Here is a 26,112-nt window from a genome sequence, read left to right as displayed (position 1 = left end):
CGGCGTCATAAAGCGGGTTAGTCTTTCACAGCCTGGCCAAGTACGGCCAGCGCCCTGCACTCCAAGGACACCCGATGAACGAACAGCAAATCCTCTTCGCCTTCGCCACCATTGGCGCCTCCGCCCTCGCCTGCCAGTGGCTGGCCTGGCGCCTGCGCCTGCCGGCGATCCTGTTCCTGCTGATCTGCGGCATTCTCGCCGGGCCGGTGCTCGGCTGGCTCGACCCACAGGCGCTGTTCGGCTCGCTGCTGTTCCCCATGGTGTCTATGGCCGTCGCGCTGATCCTCTTCGAGGGCAGCCTGACCCTGCACCTGTCCGAGTGGCGGGAGATCGGCAGCGTGGTCAAGCGCATGGTGACCGTCGGCGCCCTGGCCACCTGGGGCGTGATCGCCGTCGCCACTCATTACCTGCTCGGCTTCAGCTGGGAGATGGCCCTGCTGTTCGGCACCCTGACCCTGGTCACCGGCCCGACGGTGATAGTGCCGATGCTGCGCGTGGTACGCCCGAAGGCCTCGGTGGCCAATATCCTGCGCTGGGAGGGCATCGTCATCGACCCGATCGGCGCCCTGCTGGCGGTCGTGGTGTTCAGCTTCATCATCGCCAGCGGCGAGGGCGAAGGCTGGAGCCAGAGCCTGACCACCTTCGCCGGGGTCATCCTCTGTGGCACCCTGTTCGGCGTGGCGGGCGGCTGGGCCCTCGGCCAGGTGCTGCGCCGCCAATGGCTGCCCGACTACCTGCACAACCTCGCCGTGCTGGCCACGGTGCTCGGGGTGTTCATCGCCTCCAACGAGGTGATGCACGAGTCCGGCCTGCTCGCCGTGACCCTGATGGGCATGTGGCTGGCCAACATGAAGGGCGTGGACGTCCGACACATCCTGCACTTCAAGGAAAACCTCAGCGTGCTGCTGATTTCCGGCCTGTTCATTCTGCTCGCCGCGCGCCTGGACCTCAGCGCCCTGCTGGCACTGGGCCCGGCGGTGCTGTTGCTGCTGGCGATCATCCAGTTCATCGCCCGCCCACTGAACGTCGCCCTGTCGACCTTCGGCTCCAGCCTGAACTGGCGCGAGCGCGCCCTGCTCGCCTGGATCTCCCCACGTGGCATCGTCGCCGCCGCGGTTTCGGCGATCTTCGCCATCCGCCTGAGCGAAACCGGCCACGCCGGCGCCGAACTACTGGTTCCGCTAACCTTCGCCGTGATCATCGGCACCGTGGTACTGCAGAGCGCCACCGCTCGTCCCCTGGCGAGCCTGCTGAACGTAGCGGAGCCCGCCCCCAGCGGCTTCCTGATCATCGGCGCCAACCCGGTCGCACGGACCATCGGCAAGGCCCTGCAGCAGCTCGGTTGCCGCGTACTCCTGACCGACTCGAGCTGGGAGAACATTCGCGCCGCCCGCATGGACAACCTGCCGACCTATTTCGGCAACCCGGCCTCCCAGCACGCCGAGGCCCACCTCGACCTGGTCGGCATTGGCCACCTGCTGGCGCTGTCCCCGGCCGGCGAGCTGAACACCCTGGCGAGCATGCGCTTTCGCCACGAGTTCGGGCACACCCGGCTGTTCAGCCTGGCCAGCGGCCAGGAAAGCCGGCGCAGCGACAAGCACCGCGCCAGTGACGAGCACCGTGGCCGCCCCCTGGGCAGCCAGCCACTGACCTACCCCCAGGCAGCCAGCCGGCTGGCCAAGGATGCCGAGCTGTACAGCACGACCCTGACCGACGCGTTCAGCTGGGAGGACTACCAGGCCCTGCATGGCGCGCGAGCCACACTGCTGTTCGCCCGCGACCGCGAGGGCTGGGTGCACGTGATCACCCCTCAGGACACCATGCATCCGCAAGCCGGCTGGACCCTGGTGGCCCTGATAGAGCCCCAGACCACCGATACCGCGAAGGCCAAGCAGGAAAGCCTGCAGGCCTCCTGAACGAACCCGCGCGCCGGACTGCCGAGCGCCGCCGCCCAGGCGGCGCCCGGCTCGGCGCCTCCGGCGCAGAAACTAGGCAACACCGGCGTCGACCACCCCTACCAGCGATAGCAGCAATCCAGACCACGCCGGCCCTGGCGCCCTGGCGCCCAGGCGGCCGGCGCCGGCGCCGGCGCGACTCTCCACGCCCCCCAGGGGCCGATATCCCCGGCCAGCCAGCCAGCCAGCCAGCAGGAGAATGATCGAACGCGCTAAATCGATGGCCTCGACTGCCCCGGGATTTGCCCAGGCGCACGGGGAACAAGGTACGGGCAGGACAGGAGCCGAGCCCAGAAACAAAAAAAGCAGCCCGAGGGCTGCTTTTTTCTGCAGGGAAGCGCGCCTTAGGCGAGCTTCTCCTTGATGCGTGCGGCCTTACCGGACAGGTCACGCAGGTAGTACAGCTTGGCCTTGCGCACGTCGCCGCGACGCTTGACAGCCAGGCTGTCGACCAGCGGGCTGTAGGTCTGGAAGGTACGCTCGACGCCGACACCGTTGGAGATCTTGCGCACGGTGAAGGCGCTGTTCAGACCACGGTTACGCTTGGCGATCACAACGCCTTCGAAGGCCTGCAGACGCTGGCGGTCGCCTTCCTTCACCTTGACCTGAACGACCACGGTGTCGCCCGGGGCGAAGGTCGGGATCTCTTTGGTCATCTGCTCAGCTTCGATCTGCTGAATGATTTTGTTGGTCATGCTGCGCTCCTAAGACAGGCCGTCGGGCCGGTCATCGATACGTTAACTATCGTCCCGCTGGCGGATGAATTCCTCCAGCAGCTTCTTCTCTTCTCCAGAAAGCGAGCGGCTATCCAGAAGATCGGCACGGCGCTCCCAGGTCCGACCAAGGGACTGCTGCAAACGCCAGCGCCGGATGTGTTCGTGGTTGCCACTAAGCAACACTTCGGGAACACGTTTATCCGCATACACCTCCGGGCGGGTGTAGTGCGGGCAGTCGAGCAGGCCATCCGTAAAGGAATCCTCCTCGGCCGAGTCCGCATGACCTAGTGCACCAGGCAATAGGCGCGTTACCGCATCGATCAGCACCATGGCCGGCAGCTCACCGCCGGACAGGACGTAATCCCCGATCGACCATTCCTCATCGACATGCGCCTCGATAAAGCGCTCGTCGATGCCTTCGTAGCGTCCGGCGATAAGGATCAATGCCTCCTCGCTCGCCAGCTCGCGTACCGCTGACTGGGTCAGCTGACGACCTTGCGGCGACAGGTAGATCACCTTCGCCTGACCACCTGCGGCCTGCTTGGCATCGAGCAAAGCATCCTCAAGCGGCTTGATCTTCATCACCATGCCGGGACCGCCACCGAAAGGCCGGTCATCCACGGTGTGATGACGGTCCGTCGTGTAGCTGCGCGGATTCCAACAGGACAGCTGCAACAGCCCCTGCTTCACCGCACGGCTGGTAATGCCGTAATCGCCGATGGCGGCAAACATCTCCGGGAACAGCGTAATGACTTCAACGCGCAAGCTCGGCATGGCGTTTAGAAGTCCGCATCCCAGTCGACCCGCATTTCGCCGGCAGCCAGATCAATCGACAGCACGCATTGCTCGGTATAGGGCAACAGGCGCTCGCGCTCATCCAGACTGTCGATGCAGGGTTTGACCACCATTACATCGTTGGCGCCAGTCTCGAACAGGTGATCGATCTTGCCGAGCAGCTGCCCAACCTGATCTATGACCCTGAGACCTTCCAACTGATACCAGTAGAACTCGCCATCGCTGAGTTCCGGCAGCTCGCTGCGGGGCACGCAAATATCGAAACCGGCGAAGGTACGAGCCACTTCCCGATCATCGAGCCCCTTGAGCTTTGCCACCAGGACCTTGCCTTGCAAGCGTCCACTGGCCAATTCGACCTGCTTTACCTCGTTGTCACGCCTGAGCGTCCAACGGTGGTATTCGAGCACGTTGTCCACTGGATCAGTAAAGGAGTACACCTTCACCTCACCTCGCACGCCATGCACCGAAACAATCTTGCCGAGTACAACCAGATCCTCGGCGGGCGCCGGCATCGTGCTCATAAGGAGTGCTTAGGCAGCAGCCTTGGCAGCTTCCTTGAGCAGCTGAGCAACACGCTCAGACGGCTGCGCGCCCTGGCTCAGCCAGTAGCTGACACGCTCCTGATTCACGGACAGCTTCACTTCGGCACCCGAGGCAACCGGGTTGAAGAAACCGACGCGCTCAACGAAGCGACCATCGCGCGCATTGCGGCTGTTGGTCACGGTCAGGTGGTAGAAAGGGCGCTTTTTGGAGCCGCCACGGGCAAGACGGATGGTTACCATTGAACTTCGTTCCTGTAGTCGGTGCTGCAAAACTGAAATGCACGCATAGGGCACTAGGCCCGAAAGGCCGCATATTCTAAGGATTATCCGGCCTTTTGCAAATCTCTTTTTCCGGCCGCCGGTCGGTGCCGGCGCCAAGCCCCGGGGCGCGGGGCGTGCAGCGGCCGCGCCACTATGCCCGAGGCCAGGCCGGGATCAAATCTTCGGCAGGCCGCCGCCGGGGAACATGCCACCCATGCCGCGCATCATCTTGGCCATGCCGCCCTTGGCGGTGAATTTCTTCATCATCTTCTGCATCTGCTTGTGCTGCTTGATCAGCCGCCCGATGTCCTGCACCTGGGTGCCGGAGCCCATGGCGATGCGGCGCTTGCGCGAACCGCTGATGATCTCCGGATCGCGACGCTCGGCAGGCGTCATCGAATTGATGATCGCCTCCATCTGTTTGAACTGCTTCTCGGCCGCGCCCTGGGCATTGCCCATCTGCGCCAGATTGACGCCGCCCATCTGCGGCAGCTTGTCCATCAGGCCACCGAGACCGCCCATGTTCTTCATCTGCTGGAGCTGGTCGCGGAAGTCTTCCAGGTCGAAGCCCTTGCCCTTCTTCAGCTTCTTGGTGAGTTTCTCGGCTTTCTCGCGGTCGAGGGTCTGTTCGGCCTGCTCGATCAGGCTGAGCACGTCGCCCATGCCGAGGATGCGCGAGGCGATCCGCTCCGGATGGAAGGGCTCGAGCGCCTCGCTCTTCTCCCCCATACCGATGAACTTGATCGGCTTGCCGGTGACGTGGCGCACCGACAGGGCCGCACCGCCGCGAGCATCGCCATCGACCTTAGTCAGCACCACGCCAGTCAGCGGCAACGCATCGGCAAAGGCCTTGGCGGTATTAGCGGCGTCCTGGCCGGTCATGGCATCGACCACGAACAGCGTCTCGGCCGGCTTGATCGCCCCGTGCAGCACCTGGATCTCGGCCATCATCTCGGCATCGATGGCCAGGCGACCAGCGGTGTCGACTATCACCACATCGATGAACTTGAGCTTGGCTTCCCGGATTGCCGCCTCGGCGATCGCCACCGGCTTCTGGGTGATGTCCGAGGGAAAGAAGGTCACGCCGATATCGGCCGCCAGGGTCTCCAGCTGCTTGATCGCCGCTGGCCGGTAGACGTCCGCCGAGACCACCAGCACGCTCTTCTTCTTACGCTCCTTGAGAAAGCGCGCGAGCTTGCCCACCGTGGTGGTCTTACCCGCGCCCTGCAGGCCGGCCATCAGCACCACCGCCGGTGGCGCGACATTCAACGCCAGGTCTTCGTTGGCCGCGCCCATCAGGCTTTCCAGCTCGGCGCGGACGATCTTCACGAACGCCTGGCCCGGCGTCAGGCTCTTCGACACCTCGGTGCCGACCGCCCGCTCTTTGACCTTATTGACGAAGTCCTTGACCACCGGCAGGGCGACGTCGGCCTCAAGCAGGGCCATGCGCACTTCGCGCAGGGTGTCTTTGATGTTGTCCTCGGTCAGCTTGGCTTTGCCAGTGACGTTTCGCAGGGTCTGCGAGAGGCGGTCGGTAAGATTTTCGAACATGCGCGTTCCTTTCAGGTTCTGCGGAACCGAGGCTGAGCTTGCGGCAGGCGGCGGATTATAGCGGAGACTCCCGGGCACCGACACCGCCAGCGGTCTTTCGTGGGGCGCCGGTTGTATGCCACACTCAGCGCCTTTCGGGCCTGCCTAACAAGGATTTATGCACCCTCTGCTGCCCAGCCTCGCAGCCGCCTGCCTTTACGCCGGCGCCACTGCCTACCAAAGCCTTCGACTCAGTCGGCGCAGCACGCCAGACAAACGCCTGCTGGCCCTGCTCGGCGTCCTCGCCCTGCTGTTTCATGGGGCCAGCCTGTTCGTGCAGATGAACCATGCGGCCGGCCTGGCACTGGACTTCTTCAACGCCGCCAGCCTGATCGCCTTCGCGGTGATCCTGCTCAGCCTGCTGGCCTGCGTGCGCATGCCGGTGGAGAACCTGCTGCTGCTGCTGTACCCCCTGGGTTGTCTGACCGTACTACTCGCCCAGCTCATGCCCAACGGCACCCTGCGGCCGATCAACGAGAATCCCGGCATCCTCGCCCACATCCTGCTGTCGATCATCGCCTACGGCATTCTCACCATCGCTGCCTTCCAGTCGCTGCTGTTGCTGCTGCAGGACTACCAGCTAAAGCACAAGCACCCGTCCGGGCTGATCAAGAGCTTCCCGCCGCTGCAGACCATGGAAAGCCTGCTGTTCGGCTTCCTCTGGGCCGGCTGGGCACTGCTGTCGCTGTCACTGCTGTCTGGCGCGCTGTTTCTCGACGACCTGTTCGCCCAACACCTGGCGCACAAGACCATCCTCTCCAGCTTCGCCTGGGTGGTCTTCGCGGTGCTGCTGTGGGGGCGCCATCAGCTCGGCTGGCGCGGACACAAGGCCATCCGTTGGACCCTGGCGGGCTTTTGCCTGCTGATGCTGGCGTATTTCGGCAGCAAACTGGTCCGCGAATTCATCCTGCATATCTAGGCCCTTCTCCGTGGACAACGTACACCCCGGTTTCCTGCTCGGCCTGCTGATCTTCCTGCTGGCCTGTTCGGCCTTCTTCTCCAGCTCGGAGACCGGCATCCTCAGCCTCAATCGCTACCGCCTGCGCCACCTGGCGAAAGAAGGGCATCGCGGCGCCAAGCGGGTCAGCGACCTGCTGAGCCGCCCGGATCGGCTGCTCGGCACCATCCTGATCGGCAACAACTTCGTCAACATCCTCGCCTCGGCCATCGCCACCGTGCTGGCCATCCAGCTGTGGGGCGAAGCGGGAATCGCCATCGCCACCATCGGCCTGACCATCGCATTGCTGATTTTCGGCGAGATCACCCCGAAGACCCTGGCCGCCCTGCACCCGGAGCGGGTCGCTTATCCGTTCAGCCTGCCGCTGCTGCTGCTGCTCAAGCTGCTCTATCCGTTGGTGGTGCTGCTCAGCTGGATCAGCAACGGCCTGCTGCGCCTGCTCGGCGTCGACCCCGCGAGCAAGAGCAGCGACAGCCTGACCACCGAGGAACTGCGTAGCGTGGTGCGCGAGTCCGGCCACGAGCTGCCGAAGAACCGCCAGAGCATGCTGCTGGGCATCCTCGACCTGGAGAAGGTCACGGTGAACGACATCATGATCCCGCGCCACGAGGTGGTCGGCATCGACCTGGAAGACGACCTCGAGACCATCATCGCCCAGCTGCGCACCACCCCGCACACCCGCCTGCCGGTGTTCCGCGAGGACATCAACCAGATCGAGGGCGTGGTGCACATGCGCCAGATCGCCCGCCTGCTCAGCCACGACCAGCTGACCAAGGAGGCCCTGCTCGGCGCCTGCAACGAGCCCTACTTCGTGCCGGAAAGCACGCCACTGTCGACCCAGCTGTTCAACTTCCAGAAGCACAAGCGACGCATCGGTATAGTGGTCGACGAGTATGGCGACGTGATCGGCATCGTCACCCTGGAGGACATCCTCGAAGAGATAGTCGGCGACTTCAACAACCAGGACAGCCTGCGCAGTCCAGACATCCACCCCCAGGAAGACGGCACCCAGGTGATAGACGGCGCCGCCTATATCCGCGAGGTGAACAAGGCCCTCGACTGGCACCTGCCCTGCGACGGCCCCAAGACCCTCAACGGCCTGATCACCGAGGCGCTGGAAAGCATTCCCGAAAGCACGGTATGCCTGAAAATCGGCCCCTACCGCCTGGAAATCCTGCAATCCTCGGAGAACCGCGTGAAGAGCGTGCGCGTCTGGCAGGCCAGCGCTACGCCGCAGCCGGAGTCCCCGGAAGAGTAAGGCGCTCGGCCAGCCCCTGCGCCCACAGCCGATAGCCCAGCGCGGACGGATGGTAGCCATCCAGCGCGAGGTATTGCGGGGAGAACGGCAGGCTCACCGAACAGTAGTCAGCCTCCACCAGCCGCGCCACCCGGCGCAGGCGCGCATCCAGCAACGCCGCCCGCGCACCGAGCAACGCCCGCAGCAGCCAGGGCAAGGCGCGAAAGTGCTGCAAGGGCGGCACCGCACTGAAGGCCACCCGCGCACCATGTGAGCGGAACGCCTCGGCCATCCCCCCAAGCGCCAGCTGCCAACGCCCCATCGAGGTCAGCCCGGTACTGTCGTTGACCCCGAAGACCAGCAGCACCAGCTCCGGCGCGTCCGCCAGCCCCTGCGGCAGCAGGCGCTGGCGGGCCTGTGCCGCGGTAATGCCATTTTCGCCGCAGGCGCGCCAGACGACCGGCCGCCCATGGCGCTCGCACAGGGCCTGCGCCAGGCAGCCGACCAGGGCATGCTGCAGGCAACTGACGCCGACCCCGGCCACCGTCGACTCACCGAGCACCAGCAGGCGAACGGGCTGCCCGGGCAATTCGGCACCCGCCATCCCGTGCGTCGGTCCCGCTGCCGGCGCCAAGCGCAGCGCCTGGCAACGGGTATGCAGGGCCAGCGGCACGAGCAGCGGCAGCGCCGGCACCAGCAGCAGCCACCAACCCAGTTCGCGCCAGCCCGTCACAGCTCGATGCTGACCGCCCGGGCCGCGCGGGCCGCCTTGTCACGGGCCGCCTGCAGCGACTCGTCGCGAGCCAGCAGCACGCCCATGCGGCGCTGGCCCCTGACCTCCGGCTTGCCGAACAGGCGCAAGGCGGTGTCCGGCTCGGCCAGGGCCATGCCGAGATTGCCGAAACGCACCTGCTGCGACTCGCCTTCGGCCAGCACCACCGCCGAAGCCGAGGGCCCCAGTTGGCGGATCGCCGGAATCGGCAAGCCGAGGATGGCCCGCGCATGCAGGGCGAATTCGGACAAGTCCTGGGAGATCAGGGTTACCAGACCCGTGTCGTGGGGCCGCGGGGAAATCTCGCAGAACCACACCTGGTCGCCCTTGACGAACAGCTCGACGCCGAACAGCCCGCGCCCACCCAGCGCGGCGGTAACCGCCAGGGCGATGCGCTCGGCTTCGGCCTGGGCCCTGGCGCTCATCGGCTGCGGCTGCCAGGATTCCTGGTAATCACCCCTGACCTGGCGATGACCGACCGGCGCGCAGAAGGTGGTGCCGCCGGCGTGACGCACGGTAAGCAGGGCGATTTCGTAGTCGAAGTCGACGAAGCCCTCGACTATCACCCGGCCCTTGCCGGCCCGTCCGCCCGCCTGGGCGTAGTCCCAGGCCGCCGGAAAATCGTCGATGCTCCTGAGCAGCGACTGGCCCTTGCCCGAGGAACTCATGATCGGTTTGATCAGGCAGGGAAAGCCCAACGCCTGCACGGCCTCACGGCATTCCTCGAGGGAATCGGCGAACTGGTAGGGCGAAGTCGGCAGTCCCAGTTCCTCGGCCGCCAGGCGGCGGATACCCTCGCGATTCATGGTCAACTGCGCGGCCCGCGCGCTGGGTATCACCGTATAGCCTTCGGCTTCCAGCTCGACCAGGGTCGCCGTGGCGATCGCCTCGATCTCCGGGACAATGTAGTGCGGCCGCTCCAGCTCGATAACCGCACGCAGCGCCGCACCGTCGAGCATATCCAGGACATGGCTTCGATGGGCCACCTGCATGGCCGGGGCGTTGGCGTAGCGATCCACGGCGATCACCTCGACGCCCAGGCGCTGCAACTCGATCACCACTTCCTTGCCCAATTCGCCAGCGCCACAGAGCAGGACGCGGGTCGCACTCGGCGACAGCGGGGTTCCGATACGGGGCATAACTCATCCTCGAGAGGTTACGTATATAAGAGGGGAACAACCATGTAGCGACAGGCAGGCCGCACTCCTACAGCAGCACGCCCTTGGCCCTGGCACGCTCATGACAGAGCGCCAGCACCTGTCGCCGCTCGCCGTCGTCCATGCGGCTCCAACGGGTAATTTCGGCGACATTGCGCTGGCAACCGATGCAGATGTCCTCGTCATCCAATGCGCAAATCTGCACGCAGGGCGAGGCGACCGGGCGATCCGCGCGGGTCATGGCGCCTGCTCGGCCAGCTCGCGGGCATAGCGCTGAGCGTTGCGTACATAGTGGGCGGCGCTGGCCTCGAGCATCTTCTTTTGTTCCGCGCTCAGGGTACGGATCACATTGCCCGGGGAACCGACCACCAGCGAACCGTCGGGAATCTCCTTGCCCTCGCCGATCAGGGTGTTGGCGCCGATGATGCAGTACTTGCCGATCTTGGCGCCATTGAGCACCACGGCATTGATGCCGATCAGGCTGTAATCGCCCACCGAGCAGCCGTGCAGCATGGCCTTGTGGCCGATGGTCACGCCCTTGCCGATGGACAGCGGAAAGCCCATGTCGGTGTGCATCACGGTGCCGTCCTGCACGTTGCTCTGCTCGCCGATATGGATCAGCTCGTTGTCGCCGCGCAACACCGCGTTGAACCAGACGCTGGCCTGCGCCTCGAGCCTGACCTTGCCGACCAGCGTGGCATTTGGCGCCACCCAACTGTCGGGGTGGGCTTCGACCTGCACCTGTCCCAGGCGGTACATCATGGGCTGCTCCTCGTCTTGCGGTTCAGTTGAGCGCGATGAAATGCGCGGGCGGCTGGTGCAGGGCAATCTCGGCGTCGTACAACAGGTTGACCAGCTCGACCAGCATGATCGCCGTCAGCCCCCAGATCTTGTATTCGCCATAGCGGTAGCTCGGCACATACCAGCTCTGGCCGAGGTAGTCGATGCGATGGGTCACCTCCCGCGGATCGTCGCGAAAAAACGCCAGCGGCACCGAGAATACCGAGGCGATCTCGCTGTCGTTGGCCTGGTACTCGACGTAGTCCGGCACCAGGCCGACATAGGGCGTGACGTGGATGCCGTGGCGCGACACCACGGAGCTGAGCGGCCCTATCACTTCGACCAGGCCAGGCGGCAGGCCGATCTCCTCCTCCGCCTCGCGCAGGGCGGTGTGGATCAGGTCAGGGTCTTCCGGATCACGGCGACCGCCGGGAAAGGCCACCTCGCCGCCGTGGGTGGACAGCCCGCTGGCGCGCAGGGTCAGCACCACCTCCGGCTCGTCGCTACGGGTTATCGGCACCAGCACCGCCGCCTCAGGAAAGTCGCGGTCGGCCTCCAGTAGACGCGGTCGGTGTCCGCGCACGCGGTGGAGTAACTCGTCCAGCATGGGCACTCTCGAGCTTGTTCTTCTGCCCCGGATAATCGCATGAAAGCCGACCGCCACCCAAGTCCCGCCGACCTGGCCGGTTGCTCCGGCCGCTCGAGCGCATCGCCCACGGCGCTTGCCGCCAGGCCTGCTGGCGCGCCAAGATAGCTCATGAGCCCGGAGGAATCGGCATGAAGTTCTGCAGCCATTGCGGCAACCCGGTCAGCCAGCGCGTTCCCGCCGGCGACAATCGCCTGCGCTACGTCTGCGAACACTGCCATACCATTCACTATCAGAATCCGCGCATCGTCGCCGGCTGCCTGCCGATCTGGGGCGAGCAGGTGCTGCTGTGCCGTCGCGCCATCGAGCCGCGGCGTGGCTACTGGACCCTGCCCGCCGGTTTCATGGAGAACGGTGAGACCCTGGAGCAGGCGGCGGCCCGGGAAACCCAGGAAGAAGCCTGCGCCCGGGTGCGCGACCTGTCCCTCTACACCCTGTTCGACCTGCCGCACATCAACCAGGTGTACCTGTTCTTCCGTGCCGAGCTGGTCGATCTGGATTTCGCCGTGGGCGAGGAAAGCCTCGAGGTACAGCTGTTTCACGAAGGCGATATCCCTTGGTCAGAGCTGGCTTTCCCGACCGTGGGCCGTACCTTAGAATGCTTCTTCGCCGACCGCCGGGAGCACGTGTATCCGGTACGCAACGAGCCCCTGGAAGCGTTGCGCGCGCATTACAAGAAACCACTCTGACCCCTGGATACCCCCATGCGCCGGTTGCTCGCCCTGCTCTGCCTGTCCCTGGCCCTACCCGCCCAGGCCAGCACCACCACCAGCCTCGACGGCCCCAGCGTGGACAAGGTGCTGGTGGTCAAATCCGAGCGCAAGCTGCAGCTGATCAGCCGCGGCCAGCCACTCAAGTCCTATCGCATCTCCCTGGGCAAGCAACCCAATGGCGCCAAGCAGCGCGAGGGCGACAAGCGCACGCCGGAGGGGCTCTACTGGATCGACTGGCGCAAGACCAGCGACAAGTACCAGCTGTCCCTGCACATCTCCTATCCCAACGCCCGCGACCTGGCCAGCGCTCGCGAACAGGGCGTGCCTGCCGGGGGCATGATCATGATCCACGGCACGCCCCTGGACGAGGAGTATCCGGAGTGGTTCTTCCACACCCTGGACTGGACCGAGGGCTGCATCGCCATGAAGAACGACGACATGCGCGAGGTGTGGCAACTGGTCAAGGACGGCACCCTGATCGAGATCCGCCCCTGAGCCCACGGCCTGAGCTGCGGGCATGAAAAAGGCGCCTTGCGGCGCCTTTCTTTGGCATTAGCCGAACTAGAACTGCAGATCGGACAGGCGCCACACCTCGAACGCCGGTGTCTCGTAGGGATGGCTGTGCTTGAGCGCCTTGACCGTGTCATGGATCAACTCATCGGCCACCACCAGCTCGACCTTCCACTCCGCCAGCTGCTCCAGCCGGCCGGTCTGCCCAAGATACGGCTGGCTGCCGGCCAAGGGGCGGAACTGGCCTTGCCCGAGGGCCTGCCAGCTGCAGCTGTCATAGCCGCCGATGCGCCCGCCGCCGGCAGCGAAGACTGCCTGCTTTACCGCCTCCAGGTGGCTTTCCGGCACGTAGAAACACAGCTTGTACATCGCGATCTCCGCAGCTGGGCCCAACAAGCCTCGCCGAACCGAGCGCAGCCGCCTGGCGGCGCCAAAGGTTGCCGGCGAGCCCGGACCTCCCTCACAGATTAAAGAGTAGACGAGCAGCGGAATCATTCCCCGGCAACCGGCAGGGCGGCGTGACAGTCATGGCGCGACGGCCGCCCTGTACCGACGGACGGGACGAACGCGCTCGAGAGGCGCGGAACCAGAGAACCTGATTCCGCGCCATGGGCATCAGTCCACCCATACCCGGGCGTTGCGGAACATGCGCAGCCAGCCGGCGTCATCCTGCCAGTCGTCCGGGCACCAGGAGTTCTGCACGGCGCGGAACACCCGCTCCGGGTGCGGCATCATGATGGTGACCCGGCCGTCACGGCTGGTCAGGCCGGTGATCCCGCGCGGCGAACCGTTGGGGTTGGCCGGATAGGTCTCGGTGACCTTGCCGTGGCTGTCGACGAAACGCATGGCCACGCAGCCCGACAGATCGGCCTCCAGCAGCGCCTCTTCGCTCTCGAACTCGGCATGGCCTTCACCGTGGGCGATGGCAATCGGCATGCGCGAACCAGCCATGCCCTGCAGAAAGATCGACGCCGACTCCTGCACCTGGACCATGGCCACCCGGGCCTCGAACTGCTCGGAGCGGTTACGCACGAAGTGCGGCCAGAACTCGCTGCCGGGAATCAGTTCATGCAGGTTCGACAGCATCTGGCAGCCGTTGCACACGCCCAGCGCGAAGCTGTCGCTGCGCTCGAAGAAGCCCTGGAAGGCGTCGCGCGCGCGGCTGTTGAACAGGATCGACTTGGCCCAGCCCTCGCCGGCGCCGAGCACGTCGCCATAGGAGAAGCCGCCGCAAGCCACCAGGCCCTTGAAGGCTTCAAGGTCGACGCGACCGGCGAGGATATCGCTCATGTGCACGTCGATGGCATTGAAGCCGGCGCGGTCGAAGGCCGCGGCCATCTCCACCTGACCGTTGACGCCCTGCTCACGCAGCACGGCGATCTGCGGACGCACACCCTTCTTGATATAGGGCGCGGCGATGTCCTCGTTGACGTCGTAGCCCAGCTTGGCGCTCAGGCCCGGATTGTCCTCTTCGAGCAGCGCATCGAACTCCTGATCGGCACACTGGGCGTTATCGCGCAGGCGCTGGATCTGGTAGCTGGTCTCGGACCACTGGCGCTGCAGCAGGCGACGCTCGCCGTCGAACACCGCCTGGCCGTCGAAGCTGATCCTGACCTCGGCGTTGTTGAGCGGCTGGCCGATCACCGCCACGCAGTCACCCAGGCCGGCGGCGCTGAACTGCGCCAGTACGTCCGGCGTGGCATCCTGGCGCACCTGGATCACCGCGCCCAGTTCCTCGTTGAACAGCACCGCGGCCAGCTCCTCGCGGCCATCGGCCAGGGCGTCGAGCTGCAGGTTGAGGCCGCAGTGGCCGGCGAAGGCCATCTCCAGCGCGGTGACCAGCAGGCCGCCGTCGGAGCGGTCGTGATAGGCCAGCAGGTGGCCGTCGGCATTCAAGCCCTGGATCACCGCGAAGAACGCCTTGAGGTCTTCGGCATCGTCGACATCCGGCGCCTGGCGGCCGATCTGCCCGTAAACCTGGGCGAGGATCGAGGCGCCCATGCGGTTCTGTCCGCGGCCCAGGTCGATCAAGATCAGGTCGGTCTCGCCCTTGTCCATGCGCAGCTGCGGGGTCAGGGTCTGGCGGATGTCGCTGACCGGGGCGAAGCCGGTAACGATCAGCGACAGCGGCGCGGTGACGCTCTTCTCGGCGCCCGCGTCCTGCCAGCGGGTCTTCATCGACATCGAGTCCTTGCCCACCGGAATGGTGATGCCCAGCTCCGGGCACAGCTCCATGCCGACGGCCTTGACCGTGTCGTACAGGCGCGCGTCTTCGCCCGGATGACCGGCGGCGGCCATCCAGTTGGCCGACAGCTTGATGTCGGAAATCTTCTCGATGCGCGAGGCCGCCAGGTTGGTCAGGGTCTCGCCGATCGCCATGCGCCCGGACGCCGGGGCGTCGAGCAGGGCCAGCGGCGTGCGCTCGCCCATGGCCATGGCTTCACCGGTGTAGACGTCGAAGCTGGTGGCGGTGACCGCGCAATCGGCCACCGGCACCTGCCAGGGACCGACCATCTGGTCGCGGGCGACCAGGCCGGTGATGGTGCGGTCGCCGATGGTGATCAGGAAGCTCTTGCTGGCCACGGCCGGGTGTCGCAGCACGCGGCTGACGGACTCTTCGAGGTCCAGGCTGCCGGCATCGAAGTCATCGCCCAGCTCGGCCTCGCGGGAGGCCGAACGGTGCATGCGCGGCGCCTTGCCAAGCAGCACGTTGAGCGGCATGTCCACGGCGTTGTTGCCGAAATGGCTGTCGGCGACGGTCAGGTGCGGCTCTTCGGTGGCCTCGCCGACCACCGCGAACGGGCAGCGCTCGCGCTCGCAGATCGCCTTGAAACGCTCGAAATCGGCGGCGTCGACCGCTAGCACATAGCGCTCCTGGGACTCGTTGCACCAGATTTCCAGCGGCGCCATGCCCGGCTCGTCGTTGGGCACGTTGCGCAGCTCGAATCGTCCGCCGCGGCCGCCGTCGTTGACCAGCTCGGGGAAGGCGTTGGACAAGCCGCCGGCGCCGACGTCGTGGATGAAGGCGATCGGGTTCTTGTCACCGAGCTGCCAGCAGCGGTCGATGACTTCCTGGCAGCGCCGCTCCATCTCCGGGTTCTCGCGCTGCACCGAGGCGAAGTCCAGGTCGGCCGAGCTGGTGCCGGTGGCCATCGACGAGGCGGCGCCGCCGCCCAGGCCGATCAGCATGGCCGGGCCGCCGAGCACGATCAGCTTGGCACCGACGGTGATCTCGCCTTTCTGCACGTGCTCGCCGCGGATGTTGCCCATGCCGCCGGCCAGCATGATCGGCTTGTGGTAGCCGCGTACCTCTTCGCCGCGCGGCGTGCTGATCGCCTGTTCGAAGGTGCGGAAGTAGCCGGTCAGCGCCGGGCGGCCGAATTCGTTGTTGAACGCGGCGCCGCCGAGCGGACCCTCGATCATGATGTCCAGCGCGGTGACGATGCGTTCGGGCTTGCCGTAGGGCACTTCCCAGGGCTGCTCGAAACCGGGGATCTGCAGGTTGGACACGGTGAAGCCGGTCAGACCGGCCTTGGGCTTGGCGCCGCGACCGGTGGCGCCTTCGTCGCGGATCTCGCCACCGGAGCCGGTGGAGGCGCCCGGGAAGGGTGCGATGGCGGTCGGGTGGTTGTGCGTCTCCACCTTCATCAGGATGTGCACCGGCTCTTCGACCGCGCCGTACTGGCGGGTCTCGCCGTTCGGGAAGAAGCGCCCGGCCTTGTGGCCGACGATCACCGCGGCGTTGTCCTTGTAGGCCGACAGCACGCCTTCGCTGTGCATCTGGTAGGTGTTCTTGATCATGCCGAACAGGGATTTTTCCTGGGCTTGACCGTCGATATCCCAGCTGGCGTTGAAGATCTTGTGGCGGCAGTGCTCGGAGTTGGCCTGGGCGAACATCATCAGCTCGATGTCATGGGGATTGCGCCCCAGGTCATTGAAGCTCTGCACCAGGTAGTCGATCTCGTCTTCGGCCAGGGCCAGGCCCAGCTCGACGTTGGCCTGCTCGAGGGCGGCGCGGCCGCCGCCGAGCACGTCCACTGCGGTCAGCGGCTTGGGCGCTGCATGGCTGAACAGCGCCGCGGCGCCTTCCAGGGTGTCCAGCACCAGCTGGGTCATGCGGTCGTGCAGCAGGGCGGCGACCTGCTCGGCCTCGACCGCGCTCAGCTCACCGGCCACGTAGTAGGCAATGCCGCGCTCGATGCGCTGGATCTTCGCCAGGCCGCAGTTGCGGGCGATGTCGCTGGCCTTGCTCGACCAGGGCGAGATGGTGCCGAAGCGCGGGATGGTCAGGAACAGGCGGCCGTTGGGCTCCTGCACCGGCACACTCGGGCCGTACTTCAGCAGACGGGCCAACACCCGCTCTTCGTCGGCGCCGAGCACATCGGTGACGTCGGCAAAATGCGCGAACTCGGCGTACAGCCCGGTCACAGCAGGTACTTTGCCGGTCAGTTGCTCGAGCAATTTACCGTGGCGGAAAGCAGAAAGGGCGGGAGCGCCGCGCAGGATCAACATCGGGGACAGCCTCTGGGAAGGGGGTGTACTTTGAGGCCGTGCATTCTAGCCTAAAGCAGCGCGCCGCGGCACCCGTAGCGCAGCCTGTGCGGCGCCTCGAGCGCTAGCAGAGAAGGTTGCTGCTGTCGAGATATGGCGCGCCGGGTGCTTTGCGTATACTGCGGTAATGTTTGCCCAATCCGCGTTCCGCTCCCGCTGCGCCAGCTGGCTGTCAGCGATCGGGATCCTCCTGCTGCTCGGCGGCTGTGTTGAAGAACCCAGCACCCTCGAGCGCGTCCAGGCGGACGGCGTGCTGCGCGTGATCACCCGCAACAGCCCGTCCACCTATTTCCAGGACCGCAACGGCGAAACCGGCTTCGAGTACGAACTGCTCAAGCGCTTCGCCAGCGACCTGGATGTCGAGCTGCAGATCGAGACCGCCGACAACCTCGACCAGCTGTTCGCCCGCCTCGGCGAGGCCAAGGGGCCGGTACTGGCCGCCGCCGGCCTGGTGGCAAGCGACGGACGGCAGCAGATCGCTCGGTTTTCCCGCCCCTACCTGCAGATCACCCCGCAAGTCATCTATCGCAACGCCCAGCAGCGTCCGACCCGCCCGCAGGACCTGCTCGGCAAGCGCATCCTGGTGCTCAAGGGCAGCAGTCACGCCGAGCAACTGGCGGCGCTCAAGGCCGAACTGCCGGAACTGAAGTACGAGGAATCGGCCGAGGTGGAGGTGGTCGACCTGCTGCGCATGGTCGACGAAGGACAGATCGACCTGACCCTGGTCGACTCCAACGAGCTGGCGATGAACCAGGTGTACTTCCCCAACGTGCGCGTCGCCTTCGACTTCGGCGACTCCCAGGGCCTGGGCTGGGCGGTCGCCCCCGGCGAGGACAGCAGCCTGCTGGACGAGATCAACGCCTTCCTCGCCCGCGCCCAGGAAAACGGCACCCTCAAACGCCTGACCGAACGCTATTACGGCCATGTCGACGTACTCGGCTATGTCGGTGCCTATACCTTCGCCAAACACCTGCAGCAGCGCCTGCCGCGCTACGAAAAGTACTTTCGCGAAGCCGCCCGCGTCGAGGGCGTGGACTGGCGCCTGCTCGCCGCCATGGGCTATCAGGAATCGCTGTGGCAACCCACCGCCACCTCCAAGACCGGGGTGCGCGGCCTGATGATGCTGACCCTGCGCACCGCCCAGGCCATGGGCGTATCCAACCGCCTCGATCCCAAACAGAGCATCGACGGCGGCGCCAAGTACATCGTCAAGGTGAAGAAGCAACTGCCCGACAGCATCGTCGAGCCGGACCGAACCTGGTTCGCCCTGGCCGCCTACAACGTCGGCGCCGGCCACCTGGAGGACGCGCGCAAGCTCACCGAGGCCGCGGGCCTGAACCCCGACAAGTGGCTGGACGTGCAGAAGATCCTCCCGCGCCTGGCGCAGAAGCAGTGGTACAGCAAGACGCGCTACGGCTACGCCCGCGGCGGCGAGCCTGTGCACTTCGTGCGCAACATCCGCCGCTACTACGACATCCTCACCTGGGTCACGCAGCCACAACTGGAAGGCACCCAGGTGGCCGAGTCCGGCATGCACGTGCCGGGCGTCAACAAGAACCCGCCGCGCGACGAGCTGCCCCCGCTCTGAGCCCTAACGCGCGCCGCGGCGGGCCTTGAAGAAGGCGCTGAGCAACTCGCTGCACTCCTGCGCCAGCACCCCGCCCTCGATCAGCACCCGATGGTTGAGAAAGCCCTGACTGAAGAACTCGCCGCGACTCATCGCCACCCCGGCCTTGGGCTCGGTGGCGCCGTACACCACCCGCTCGACCCGCGAGTGGACGATCAGGCCCGCGCACATGCTGCACGGCTCCAGGGTCACATACAGGGTGCTGCCGGGCAGGCGGTAATTGCCGAGTGCCTGCGCCGCCGCGCGAATCGCCACCATCTCGGCATGGGCACTGGGGTCGTGGGTGGAGATCGGGCAGTTGAAGCCGCGACCGATGACGGCGCCGCCCAGCACCAGCACGGCGCCGACCGGCACCTCGCCGAGCGCCGCCCCCTCGGCGGCTAACGCCAGGGCCTCGCGCATGAAATGCTGATCCTGGCTGCGGTCGATGATTTTCGGCTGACGCATCACACCACCTGAATCGCGGCCATCAGGCCGGTTTCCATATGATCGACGACATGGCAATGAAACATCCACACCCCGGGATTGTCGGCGACCAGGGCGATGCGCGCCGTCTCGTTCTTGCCCAGCAGGTAGGTATCGGTGAAGTACGGGGTGATCTGGCGCCGATCCGAATCCAGCACCTTGAAGGTCATGCCGTGCAGGTGAATCGGGTGCAGGTACTGGGCCATGTTGCGCAACACGAAGATGTAGTGGCCGCCGCGCTTCAGGGTGGCGATGGGCCGGTCTGCGCAGGTCTTGTCATTGATGTTCCAGGCCTGGCCATTGATCTGCCAATAGCGGTAGCCGGCCTGCTCGGCATTCTGCGAGAGCATCGCCGCCCACTCGAAGTTGAAGCTCAGGGTTTCCGCGCTGGCCAGGTCCGGTTCGGCCACCGGGTTGGCCGGCAAGGCCGGCGGCCAGTCGCCGAGCGGCGCATCGCTGGCCGTGCTCTGGATCGTCGCCAGGCGCAGCGGACCGTTACGCAGGGCCCGCTCGCTGCCGGCGGCCGGCACCTTGAGCGCCAGATCCAGGCGCATGCCGGGGCCCAGCCAGTACTCCTCGCCCAGCGGCCGCGGCTCGACCGGGTTGCCATCCAGGGCGTAGATGCGCGCCTCGGCGTCCGGCAGGTTGAGCCGGTAGGTCACGGTGTTGTCGACATTGATAAGACGCAGGCGCACCACCTGCCCGGCCGGCAACCGCAGCGTCGGCGCATGGGCGCCGTTGACCGTACTCAGGCGCCCGCGGGTGCCCTCGCGCGCCGCTAGGCGTGGCACGCTGAAGGCGCTGAAGGCGCCCTGCTCGTCCAGGTGCCAGTTCTTCAGGCACAGCGTGCGCTCGTGCACGAAGCCCGTCGGCTCACGCTCCTCGACGATCAGCGGACCGACCAGGCCACGGCCGAGCTGCTCGCTGCTGGTGGTATGGGGGTGATACCAGAAGCTGCCGGCATCCGGGGTCTTGAACTGGTAGTCGAAGTACTCGCCCGGCAGCACCGGCAACTGCGAGACATAGGGCACGCCGTCCATCTCCAGCGGCAGACGGATGCCGTGCCAATGAATGGTGGTCGGCACCTCCAGGCGATTGATGAAGCGCACCCGCAGCCACTCGCCCTGCCTGGCGCGGATCTCCATGCCCGACGCCTGCCCCCCGAAGGCCCAGGCCGGGGTGAGATGTCCCGGCACCAGCTCGAGGTCCAGCGGCGCGGCGATCAGCTGGTAATCGTACTCGGCGGCGACCAGCGGCCGCCCCAACCAATAGCGCACGCCGCCGGCACCGAGGCCGACCACACCGAGCCCAGCCAGGCCGGCCAGCATCTGTCTGCGGGTAAAGGACATGTTCAGTTCCGTGGCCCGAATGAAATCTGGGAAAGTCGCGTACCGGACCGTATCCGGACACTCAATTGCAACATCTTCTCATTTAAGCGGCGCCGCTGGCGAGCCTGATCGCCAGCGGCGGCCCGGCAATCTGCAGATGCGACAAGGGCAGCCTGGGCTGCCCTTGTCGTTCAGATCACTCCCACTCGATGGTGGCAGGCGGCTTGCTCGACACGTCGTAGGTGACGCGGGAGATGCCTTCGATCTCGTTGATGATGCGGTTGCTGACCTTCTCCAGCAGCTCGTAGGGCAGGTGCGCCCAGCGTGCGGTCATGAAGTCGATGGTTTCCACCGCGCGCAGGGCCACGACCCAGGCGTAGCGACGGCCATCGCCGACCACACCGACCGACTTGACCGGCTGGAACACCACGAATGCCTGGCTGGTCTTGTGGTACCAGTCGAAGTTGCGCAGCTCCTCGATAAAGATGTGGTCGGCGCGACGCAGCAGGTCGGCGTATTCCTTCTTCACCTCGCCGAGGATGCGCACGCCCAGACCCGGGCCCGGGAACGGGTGGCGGTAGACCATGTCGTAGGGCAGGCCCAGCTCCAGGCCGATCTTGCGCACCTCGTCCTTGAACAGTTCGCGCAGCGGCTCGACCAGCTTGAGGTTCATTTCCTCCGGCAGGCCGCCGACGTTGTGGTGCGATTTGATCACGTGGGCCTTGCCGGTCTTGGCGCCAGCCGACTCGATCACGTCCGGGTAGATGGTGCCCTGGGCGAGGAACTTGATGTCGTGCAGCTTGCTGGCCTCGGCATCGAACACGTCGATGAAGGTACGGCCGATGATCTTGCGCTTCTTCTCCGGGTCGGCCTCGCCGGCCAGGTTACCGAGGAACTGCTCCTCGGCGTTGGCGCGGATCACCTTGACCCCCATGTTCTCGGCGAACATGGCCATCACCTGCTCACCCTCGTGCAGGCGCAGCAGGCCGTTGTCGACGAACACGCAGGTCAGCTGATCACCGATGGCGCGGTGCAGCAGGGCCGCGACCACCGAGGAATCGACACCGCCGGACAGCCCCAGCAGCACGTTGGAGCTGCCGACCTGGGCGCGCACCTGGGCGATGGCGTCCTCAACGATATTCGACGGCGTCCACAGCGCCTCGCAGCCACAGATATCCAGGGCGAAGCGCGAGAGGATGCGACCGCCCTGCTTGGTGTGGGTCACTTCCGGGTGGAACTGCACGCCGTAGTAACGACGCTCGTCGTCGGACATCGCGGCGATCGGGCAGCTCGGGGTGCTGGCGAGGATATGGAAGCCTTCCGGCAAGGCGGTGACCTTGTCGCCGTGGCTCATCCACACGTCCAGACCGAACACGCCATCGTCGTCGACATGGTCTTCGATGCCGTCGAGCAGGCGACCCTTGCCGACGACGTCGACGCGGGCGTAGCCGAACTCACGGATGTCCGAGCCCTGCACCTTGCCGCCCAGCTGCTCGGCCATGGTCTGCATGCCGTAGCAGATACCGAGCAGCGGCACGCCGAGGTCGAACACCGCATGCGGCGCGCGCGGGCTGTCAGCCGCATGCACCGACTCGGGGCCGCCGGCGAGGATGATGCCGCGCGGGGCGAAGGCGCGGATGTCCTCGTCGCTCATGTCGAAGGGGTGCAACTCGCAATACACGCCGATCTCGCGCACGCGGCGGGCGATCAGCTGGGTGTACTGGGAACCGAAATCCAGGATCAGGATGCGGTGGGCGTGAATATCAGGATGGGCCATGGCCGTCTCTCGTAGCGGAATTCACAAATGACACGGGGCTGAATCGAACAGCCCCGTGACTTCATAGCAACTCTGTGGCGTTACCCAACACGGTAGTTGGGCGCTTCCTTGGTGATCTGCACGTCATGCACATGGGACTCGGCCATGCCGGCACCGGTGATGCGCACGAACTCAGGCTTGGTGCGCATCTCCTCGATGGTCGCGCAGCCGGTGTAGCCCATGGAGGCGCGCAGGCCGCCCATCAGCTGGTGGACGATGGCCGCCATGGCGCCCTTGTAGGGCACCCGGCCCTCGATGCCCTCGGGCACCAGCTTCTCGGCACCGGCGGAGGAATCCTGGAAATAGCGATCCGAGGAGCCCTGGGCCTGGGACATCGCCCCCAGCGACCCCATGCCGCGGTAGGCCTTGTAGGAGCGGCCCTGGAACAGCTCGACCTCGCCCGGCGCCTCTTCGGTGCCGGCCAGCATGGAGCCGATCATCACCGCCGAGGCGCCGGCCACGATGGCTTTGGACAGGTCGCCGGAGAAGCGGATGCCGCCGTCGGCGATCAGCGGTACGCCGCTGCCGGCCAGGGCGGCGGCGACGTTGGCCACCGCGGAGATCTGCGGTACGCCGACACCGGCGACGATGCGCGTGGTGCAGATCGAACCCGGACCGATGCCGACCTTGACGCCGTCGGCGCCGGCCTCGACCAGGGCCCTGGCGGCGTCGCCGGTGGCGATGTTGCCGCCGATCACCTGGACTTCGGGGAAGTTCTGCTTGACCCAGCGCACCCGGTCGATCACGCCCTTGGAATGGCCGTGGGCGGTGTCGACGATGATCACATCGACCCCGGCGGCAGCCAGCGCGGCGACCCGGTCGCCGGTATCGGCGCCGGTGCCCACCGCGGCGCCGACGCGCAGGCGAGCCTGATCGTCCTTGCTGGCCAGCGGGTAGGCCTTGGCCTTCTCGATGTCCTTGACGGTCATCATGCCCTTGAGGTTGAAGCCGTCGTCGACGATCAGCACCTTCTCGATGCGGTGCTTGTGCAGCAGCTCGCGCACGGTCTCCTTGTCGGCGCCCTCCTTGACCGTGACCAGACGCTCTTTCGGCGTCATCACTTCACGCACGGTGGCGTCCAGGCGGTTCTCGAAGCGCACGTCGCGGGAGGTGACGATGCCCACCAGGTCGCCGTTGGACAGCACCGGCACGCCGGAGATGTTGTTCTGCCGGGTCAGCTCGAACAGGTCGCGAATGGTCGCGTCGGCCTCGATGGTGATCGGGTCCTTGACCACGCCGGCCTCGAACTTCTTGACCTTGCGCACTTCGGCAGCCTGCTGCTCGATGGTCATGTTCTTATGGATGATGCCGATGCCGCCTTCCTGGGCCATGGCGATCGCCAGACGGGCCTCGGTGACGGTGTCCATGGCGGCGGACAGCAGCGGGATATTCAGCTCGATGCCACGGGTCAGGCGAGTCTTGAGGCTGACATCCTTCGGCAGAACTTCGGAATAACCAGGAATAAGTAGAACGTCGTCGAAGGTAAGGGCTTCTTGACTGATACGCAGCATGGCGGGGGCTCCCAGACGGGAAAATTGGAAGCGCGCCATTATACCCAGGCGACCTCGTCCACTCAATGCAAAGAATGCACCGTAGGCTCAGGGGCGCCAGGCCGGGCGACGAGCTGCAGCCCCTGCCGGCTACTCACAGGTCGACGTGGACCTGCGCGACGGGATGACCGAGGCGCTCGGCGAACTCATCGAGAAAGCTCTGCCTGAACCCGGCGGCGCCCCAGCCGTTGAAGACGAAGCCCAGGTTGGAGAAGGCGCAAGGCTGCAGGAACAGGAAGCCGTTGACGTCGTCCTCATGGCCGCACTCCGGGCAGATGAAGTTGTCGGTGCGCCCGGGCATCCACTCCTCCAGGCTGTCGAACAGCGCCTCGCCGATTTCCTGGCGACACTCGGGGCAGCCGGCTTCCTCGAGAAAGTCCCTGGTCGGGGTATAGATGCAACGTTTGCTGACGATCTCCAGGCCATTGGCCGGGCGGTCGAAGGGCAGCAGCTGCGGGCGTTCGACCACCCGCCGCGCGCCGGGACCGATGGCATGGGCCATGCGATTGCCCAGGCCGCCGCAGGTGCTCAGCCGCTCATCGACTATGCCCTGCTGCACCAGCCAGCGGACGATCGCCCGCGCCCGCGCCTCATGCCCGGGAAAGCTGGATATACGCGGCACGAGGATGGTCTGTTGTTCAGCCATGGAGCGACCCACTCTGCAGGAAAGGCGCGCAGCTTAATGCCACTGGCGCAGCGGTCAAGGCCGGCGGCCTATGGCCGGCCCGGCAAAGCCTTTATCATGCCGGCCATGATCAAAGACCCCTTCCAGCGCCTGAACCTCGACCGCGAGGTGCTCAGCGTCAGCCAGCTCAACAACCGCGCCCGCCTGCTGCTGGAGGACGTGTTCGCCAGTATCTGGGTCGAGGGCGAGATTTCCAACCTGGCCAAGCCAGCCTCCGGGCACATCTATTTCACCCTCAAGGACAGCCAGGCCCAGGTGCGCTGCGCGCTGTTCCGGCAGAACGCCGCGCGGGTGCGCCAGGCACTGCGCGACGGCCTGGCGGTGAAGGTGCGCGGCAAGGTCTCGCTGTTCGAGGGGCGCGGCGACTACCAGCTGATCCTCGATGCGGTGGAGCCGGCCGGCGACGGCGCCCTGCGCCTGGCCTTCGAGGCACTGAAGGAAAAGCTCAGCGGTGAAGGCCTGTTCGCCGCCGAGCGCAAGGTTGCCCTGCCCGCCCACCCGCGGCGCATCGGCATCGTCAGTTCGCCCACCGGCGCGGTGATTCGCGACATCGTCAGCGTGTTCCGCCGCCGCGCGCCGCAGGTCGAACTGACCCTGATCCCCACCGCTGTGCAAGGCCGCGAGGCTACTGGACAGATCGTTCGAGCCCTGCAACTGGCCGACCGCCGGGGCTTCGATGCGCTGATCCTGGCGCGCGGTGGCGGCTCCCTGGAAGACCTCTGGAGCTTCAACGAAGAAGCGGTGGCCCGCGCCATCGACGCCTGCGCCACCCCCATCGTCAGCGCCGTGGGTCACGAGACCGACGTCTCGATCAGCGATTTCGTCGCCGACGTGCGGGCACCGACGCCTTCGGCCGCCGCCGAGCTGCTGGCGCCCGACTCCAGCGAGCTGGTGCAGCGCCTGCACGGCCTGCAGCGTCGCCTGCTGCTCTACATCAAGGGCCGCCTGGCGCGCGAACACATGCAACTGGATGGCCTGCGTCGGCGCCTGCGTCACCCCGGCGAACGCCTGCGCCAGCAGGCGCAGCGCCTGGATGACCTGGAGATGCGCCTGCAGCGAGCCTTCACGCGCCAGCTGACCGCCCGCCAGGAACGCCTGGCGCGCCTGCAGACCCGCCTGGCCGGCCAGCACCCGGAACGCGCCCTGCAGCTCCTGCGCCAGCGCCTGGCCAGCCTCGCCGAGCGCCTGCCGCGGGCCATGCGCGAAGGCCTCAAGGAGCGCCGCCTGCAACTGCACAGCCAGATGCAGACGCTCAATGCGGTCAGCCCCCTGGCGACCCTGGGCCGCGGCTACAGCATCCTCCTCGACGAGCGCGGCCGGGCCATCCGCAGGGCAGGCGACACCCAGCCGGGCCAGCGCCTCAAGGCCCGCCTGGGCGAGGGCGAGCTGGACGTGCGGGTCGAAGACAACCATGTACAGCCGGCGACCCTGTCGCTGCTGGATTGACCCTTACCGATG

At 66.2% G+C, this 26,112-nt stretch carries 24 protein-coding genes; 7 read left to right on the top strand and 17 right to left on the bottom strand.

Annotated elements, in window-relative coordinates; translation table 11 throughout:
• The first annotated feature begins 74 nt into the window (after positions 1-74).
• Entirely contained in the window at positions 75-1,916 is a 1,842-nt protein-coding gene (locus tag LPB260_RS10610) for a sodium:proton antiporter (protein ID WP_208708690.1), read from the top strand.
• 383 nt (positions 1,917-2,299) lie between these two features.
• On the opposite strand, the gene rplS is transcribed toward LPB260_RS10610, so the two are convergent.
• The 5 genes from rplS to ffh form a co-directional block, all read right to left on the bottom strand.
• Positions 2,300-2,650, bottom strand: a complete 351-nt coding sequence (gene rplS, locus LPB260_RS10605) for a 50S ribosomal protein L19 (protein WP_208708689.1) — start codon at positions 2,648-2,650, stop codon at positions 2,300-2,302.
• A 42-nt stretch (positions 2,651-2,692) separates the two neighbouring features.
• A complete protein-coding gene (gene trmD / locus LPB260_RS10600) occupies positions 2,693-3,445 on the bottom strand; it encodes a tRNA (guanosine(37)-N1)-methyltransferase TrmD (RefSeq protein ID WP_208708688.1) in 753 nt (250 codons plus the stop codon).
• A 5-nt stretch (positions 3,446-3,450) separates the two neighbouring features.
• Entirely contained in the window at positions 3,451-3,978 is a 528-nt protein-coding gene (rimM, locus tag LPB260_RS10595; protein ID WP_208710165.1) for a ribosome maturation factor RimM, read from the bottom strand.
• An 18-nt stretch (positions 3,979-3,996) separates the two neighbouring features.
• Positions 3,997-4,248: a 30S ribosomal protein S16 gene (rpsP, locus tag LPB260_RS10590; RefSeq protein WP_208708687.1), complete on the bottom strand. Its 252-nt coding sequence runs from the start codon at positions 4,246-4,248 to the stop codon at positions 3,997-3,999.
• A 195-nt stretch (positions 4,249-4,443) separates the two neighbouring features.
• Entirely contained in the window at positions 4,444-5,820 is a 1,377-nt protein-coding gene (ffh, locus tag LPB260_RS10585; RefSeq protein WP_208708686.1) for a signal recognition particle protein, read from the bottom strand.
• Positions 5,821-5,977: 157 nt separating this feature from the next.
• Here ffh and LPB260_RS10580 point away from each other — a divergent pair, with 157 nt between their 5' ends.
• Together LPB260_RS10580 and LPB260_RS10575 are read left to right on the top strand one after the other, a co-directional pair.
• Positions 5,978-6,778: an inner membrane protein YpjD gene (locus LPB260_RS10580; RefSeq protein ID WP_208708685.1), complete on the top strand. Its 801-nt coding sequence runs from the start codon at positions 5,978-5,980 to the stop codon at positions 6,776-6,778.
• Between the two features lie 10 nt (positions 6,779-6,788).
• Positions 6,789-8,075: an HlyC/CorC family transporter gene (locus tag LPB260_RS10575; protein WP_208708684.1), complete on the top strand. Its 1,287-nt coding sequence runs from the start codon at positions 6,789-6,791 to the stop codon at positions 8,073-8,075.
• Here LPB260_RS10575 and LPB260_RS10570 read toward each other — a convergent pair.
• From LPB260_RS10570 to LPB260_RS10550, 5 genes are all read right to left on the bottom strand, one after another.
• A complete protein-coding gene (locus LPB260_RS10570) occupies positions 8,044-8,787 on the bottom strand; it encodes an SGNH/GDSL hydrolase family protein (protein ID WP_256625599.1) in 744 nt (247 codons plus the stop codon). The genes LPB260_RS10575 and LPB260_RS10570 overlap by 32 nt on opposite strands.
• Positions 8,784-9,965 (bottom strand): formate-dependent phosphoribosylglycinamide formyltransferase, encoded by a 1,182-nt coding sequence (gene purT, locus LPB260_RS10565; RefSeq protein ID WP_208708683.1) that lies wholly within the window; start codon positions 9,963-9,965, stop codon positions 8,784-8,786. Before purT ends, LPB260_RS10570 begins: the two co-directional genes overlap by 4 nt.
• Before the next feature lie 67 nt (positions 9,966-10,032).
• Positions 10,033-10,224: a DUF1289 domain-containing protein gene (locus LPB260_RS10560; protein ID WP_208708682.1), complete on the bottom strand. Its 192-nt coding sequence runs from the start codon at positions 10,222-10,224 to the stop codon at positions 10,033-10,035.
• Positions 10,221-10,745 carry a gamma carbonic anhydrase family protein gene (locus LPB260_RS10555; protein ID WP_208708681.1) on the bottom strand — a complete coding sequence of 175 codons (525 nt, stop codon included), beginning with the start codon at positions 10,743-10,745 and terminating at the stop codon, positions 10,221-10,223. Before LPB260_RS10555 ends, LPB260_RS10560 begins: the two co-directional genes overlap by 4 nt.
• A gap of 22 nt (positions 10,746-10,767) precedes the next feature.
• The gene (locus LPB260_RS10550; RefSeq protein ID WP_208708680.1) at positions 10,768-11,370 is read right to left on the bottom strand and encodes a CoA pyrophosphatase; all 603 of its coding nucleotides are present in this window, start codon (positions 11,368-11,370) and stop codon (positions 10,768-10,770) included.
• A 170-nt stretch (positions 11,371-11,540) separates the two neighbouring features.
• On the opposite strand from LPB260_RS10550, the gene LPB260_RS10545 reads away from it, so the two are divergent.
• Both LPB260_RS10545 and LPB260_RS10540 read left to right on the top strand, forming a co-directional pair.
• Positions 11,541-12,098: an NUDIX hydrolase gene (locus LPB260_RS10545; RefSeq protein WP_208708679.1), complete on the top strand. Its 558-nt coding sequence runs from the start codon at positions 11,541-11,543 to the stop codon at positions 12,096-12,098.
• 15 nt (positions 12,099-12,113) lie between these two features.
• Positions 12,114-12,617, top strand: a complete 504-nt coding sequence (locus LPB260_RS10540) for a murein L,D-transpeptidase family protein (protein WP_208708678.1) — start codon at positions 12,114-12,116, stop codon at positions 12,615-12,617.
• Positions 12,618-12,683: 66 nt separating this feature from the next.
• On the opposite strand, the gene LPB260_RS10535 is transcribed toward LPB260_RS10540, so the two are convergent.
• Positions 12,684-13,001 (bottom strand): YqfO family protein, encoded by a 318-nt coding sequence (locus tag LPB260_RS10535; protein ID WP_208708677.1) that lies wholly within the window; start codon positions 12,999-13,001, stop codon positions 12,684-12,686.
• A 246-nt stretch (positions 13,002-13,247) separates the two neighbouring features.
• The gene (gene purL, locus LPB260_RS10530) at positions 13,248-17,144 is read right to left on the bottom strand and encodes a phosphoribosylformylglycinamidine synthase (RefSeq protein WP_208708676.1); all 3,897 of its coding nucleotides are present in this window, start codon (positions 17,142-17,144) and stop codon (positions 13,248-13,250) included.
• A gap of 166 nt (positions 17,145-17,310) precedes the next feature.
• Here purL and mltF point away from each other — a divergent pair, with 166 nt between their 5' ends.
• Positions 17,311-18,771 carry a membrane-bound lytic murein transglycosylase MltF gene (gene mltF / locus LPB260_RS10525; protein WP_208708675.1) on the top strand — a complete coding sequence of 487 codons (1,461 nt, stop codon included), beginning with the start codon at positions 17,311-17,313 and terminating at the stop codon, positions 18,769-18,771.
• A 3-nt stretch (positions 18,772-18,774) separates the two neighbouring features.
• Here the strand turns inward: mltF and tadA are convergent, their stop codons facing one another.
• The 5 genes from tadA to LPB260_RS10500 form a co-directional block, all read right to left on the bottom strand.
• Positions 18,775-19,257, bottom strand: coding sequence for a tRNA adenosine(34) deaminase TadA (gene tadA / locus LPB260_RS10520; RefSeq protein WP_208708674.1), 483 nt, complete (start codon positions 19,255-19,257; stop codon positions 18,775-18,777).
• The gene (locus tag LPB260_RS10515) at positions 19,257-20,624 is read right to left on the bottom strand and encodes a multicopper oxidase family protein (protein ID WP_208708673.1); all 1,368 of its coding nucleotides are present in this window, start codon (positions 20,622-20,624) and stop codon (positions 19,257-19,259) included. Before LPB260_RS10515 ends, tadA begins: the two co-directional genes overlap by 1 nt.
• 175 nt (positions 20,625-20,799) lie before the next feature.
• Positions 20,800-22,380 (bottom strand): glutamine-hydrolyzing GMP synthase, encoded by a 1,581-nt coding sequence (gene guaA, locus LPB260_RS10510; protein WP_208708672.1) that lies wholly within the window; start codon positions 22,378-22,380, stop codon positions 20,800-20,802.
• An 80-nt stretch (positions 22,381-22,460) separates the two neighbouring features.
• Positions 22,461-23,930: an IMP dehydrogenase gene (gene guaB, locus LPB260_RS10505; RefSeq protein ID WP_208708670.1), complete on the bottom strand. Its 1,470-nt coding sequence runs from the start codon at positions 23,928-23,930 to the stop codon at positions 22,461-22,463.
• A 133-nt stretch (positions 23,931-24,063) separates the two neighbouring features.
• The gene (locus LPB260_RS10500) at positions 24,064-24,615 is read right to left on the bottom strand and encodes a sugar ABC transporter ATPase (RefSeq protein ID WP_208708668.1); all 552 of its coding nucleotides are present in this window, start codon (positions 24,613-24,615) and stop codon (positions 24,064-24,066) included.
• A gap of 105 nt (positions 24,616-24,720) precedes the next feature.
• On the opposite strand from LPB260_RS10500, the gene xseA reads away from it, so the two are divergent.
• Positions 24,721-26,100: an exodeoxyribonuclease VII large subunit gene (gene xseA, locus LPB260_RS10495; RefSeq protein WP_208710161.1), complete on the top strand. Its 1,380-nt coding sequence runs from the start codon at positions 24,721-24,723 to the stop codon at positions 26,098-26,100.
• Positions 26,101-26,112: the final 12 nt, after the last annotated feature.

The sequence above is a fragment of the Pseudomonas sp. LPB0260 genome (genome assembly GCF_013388395.1).
This window is presented reverse-complemented; position numbering and strand designations above follow the sequence as displayed.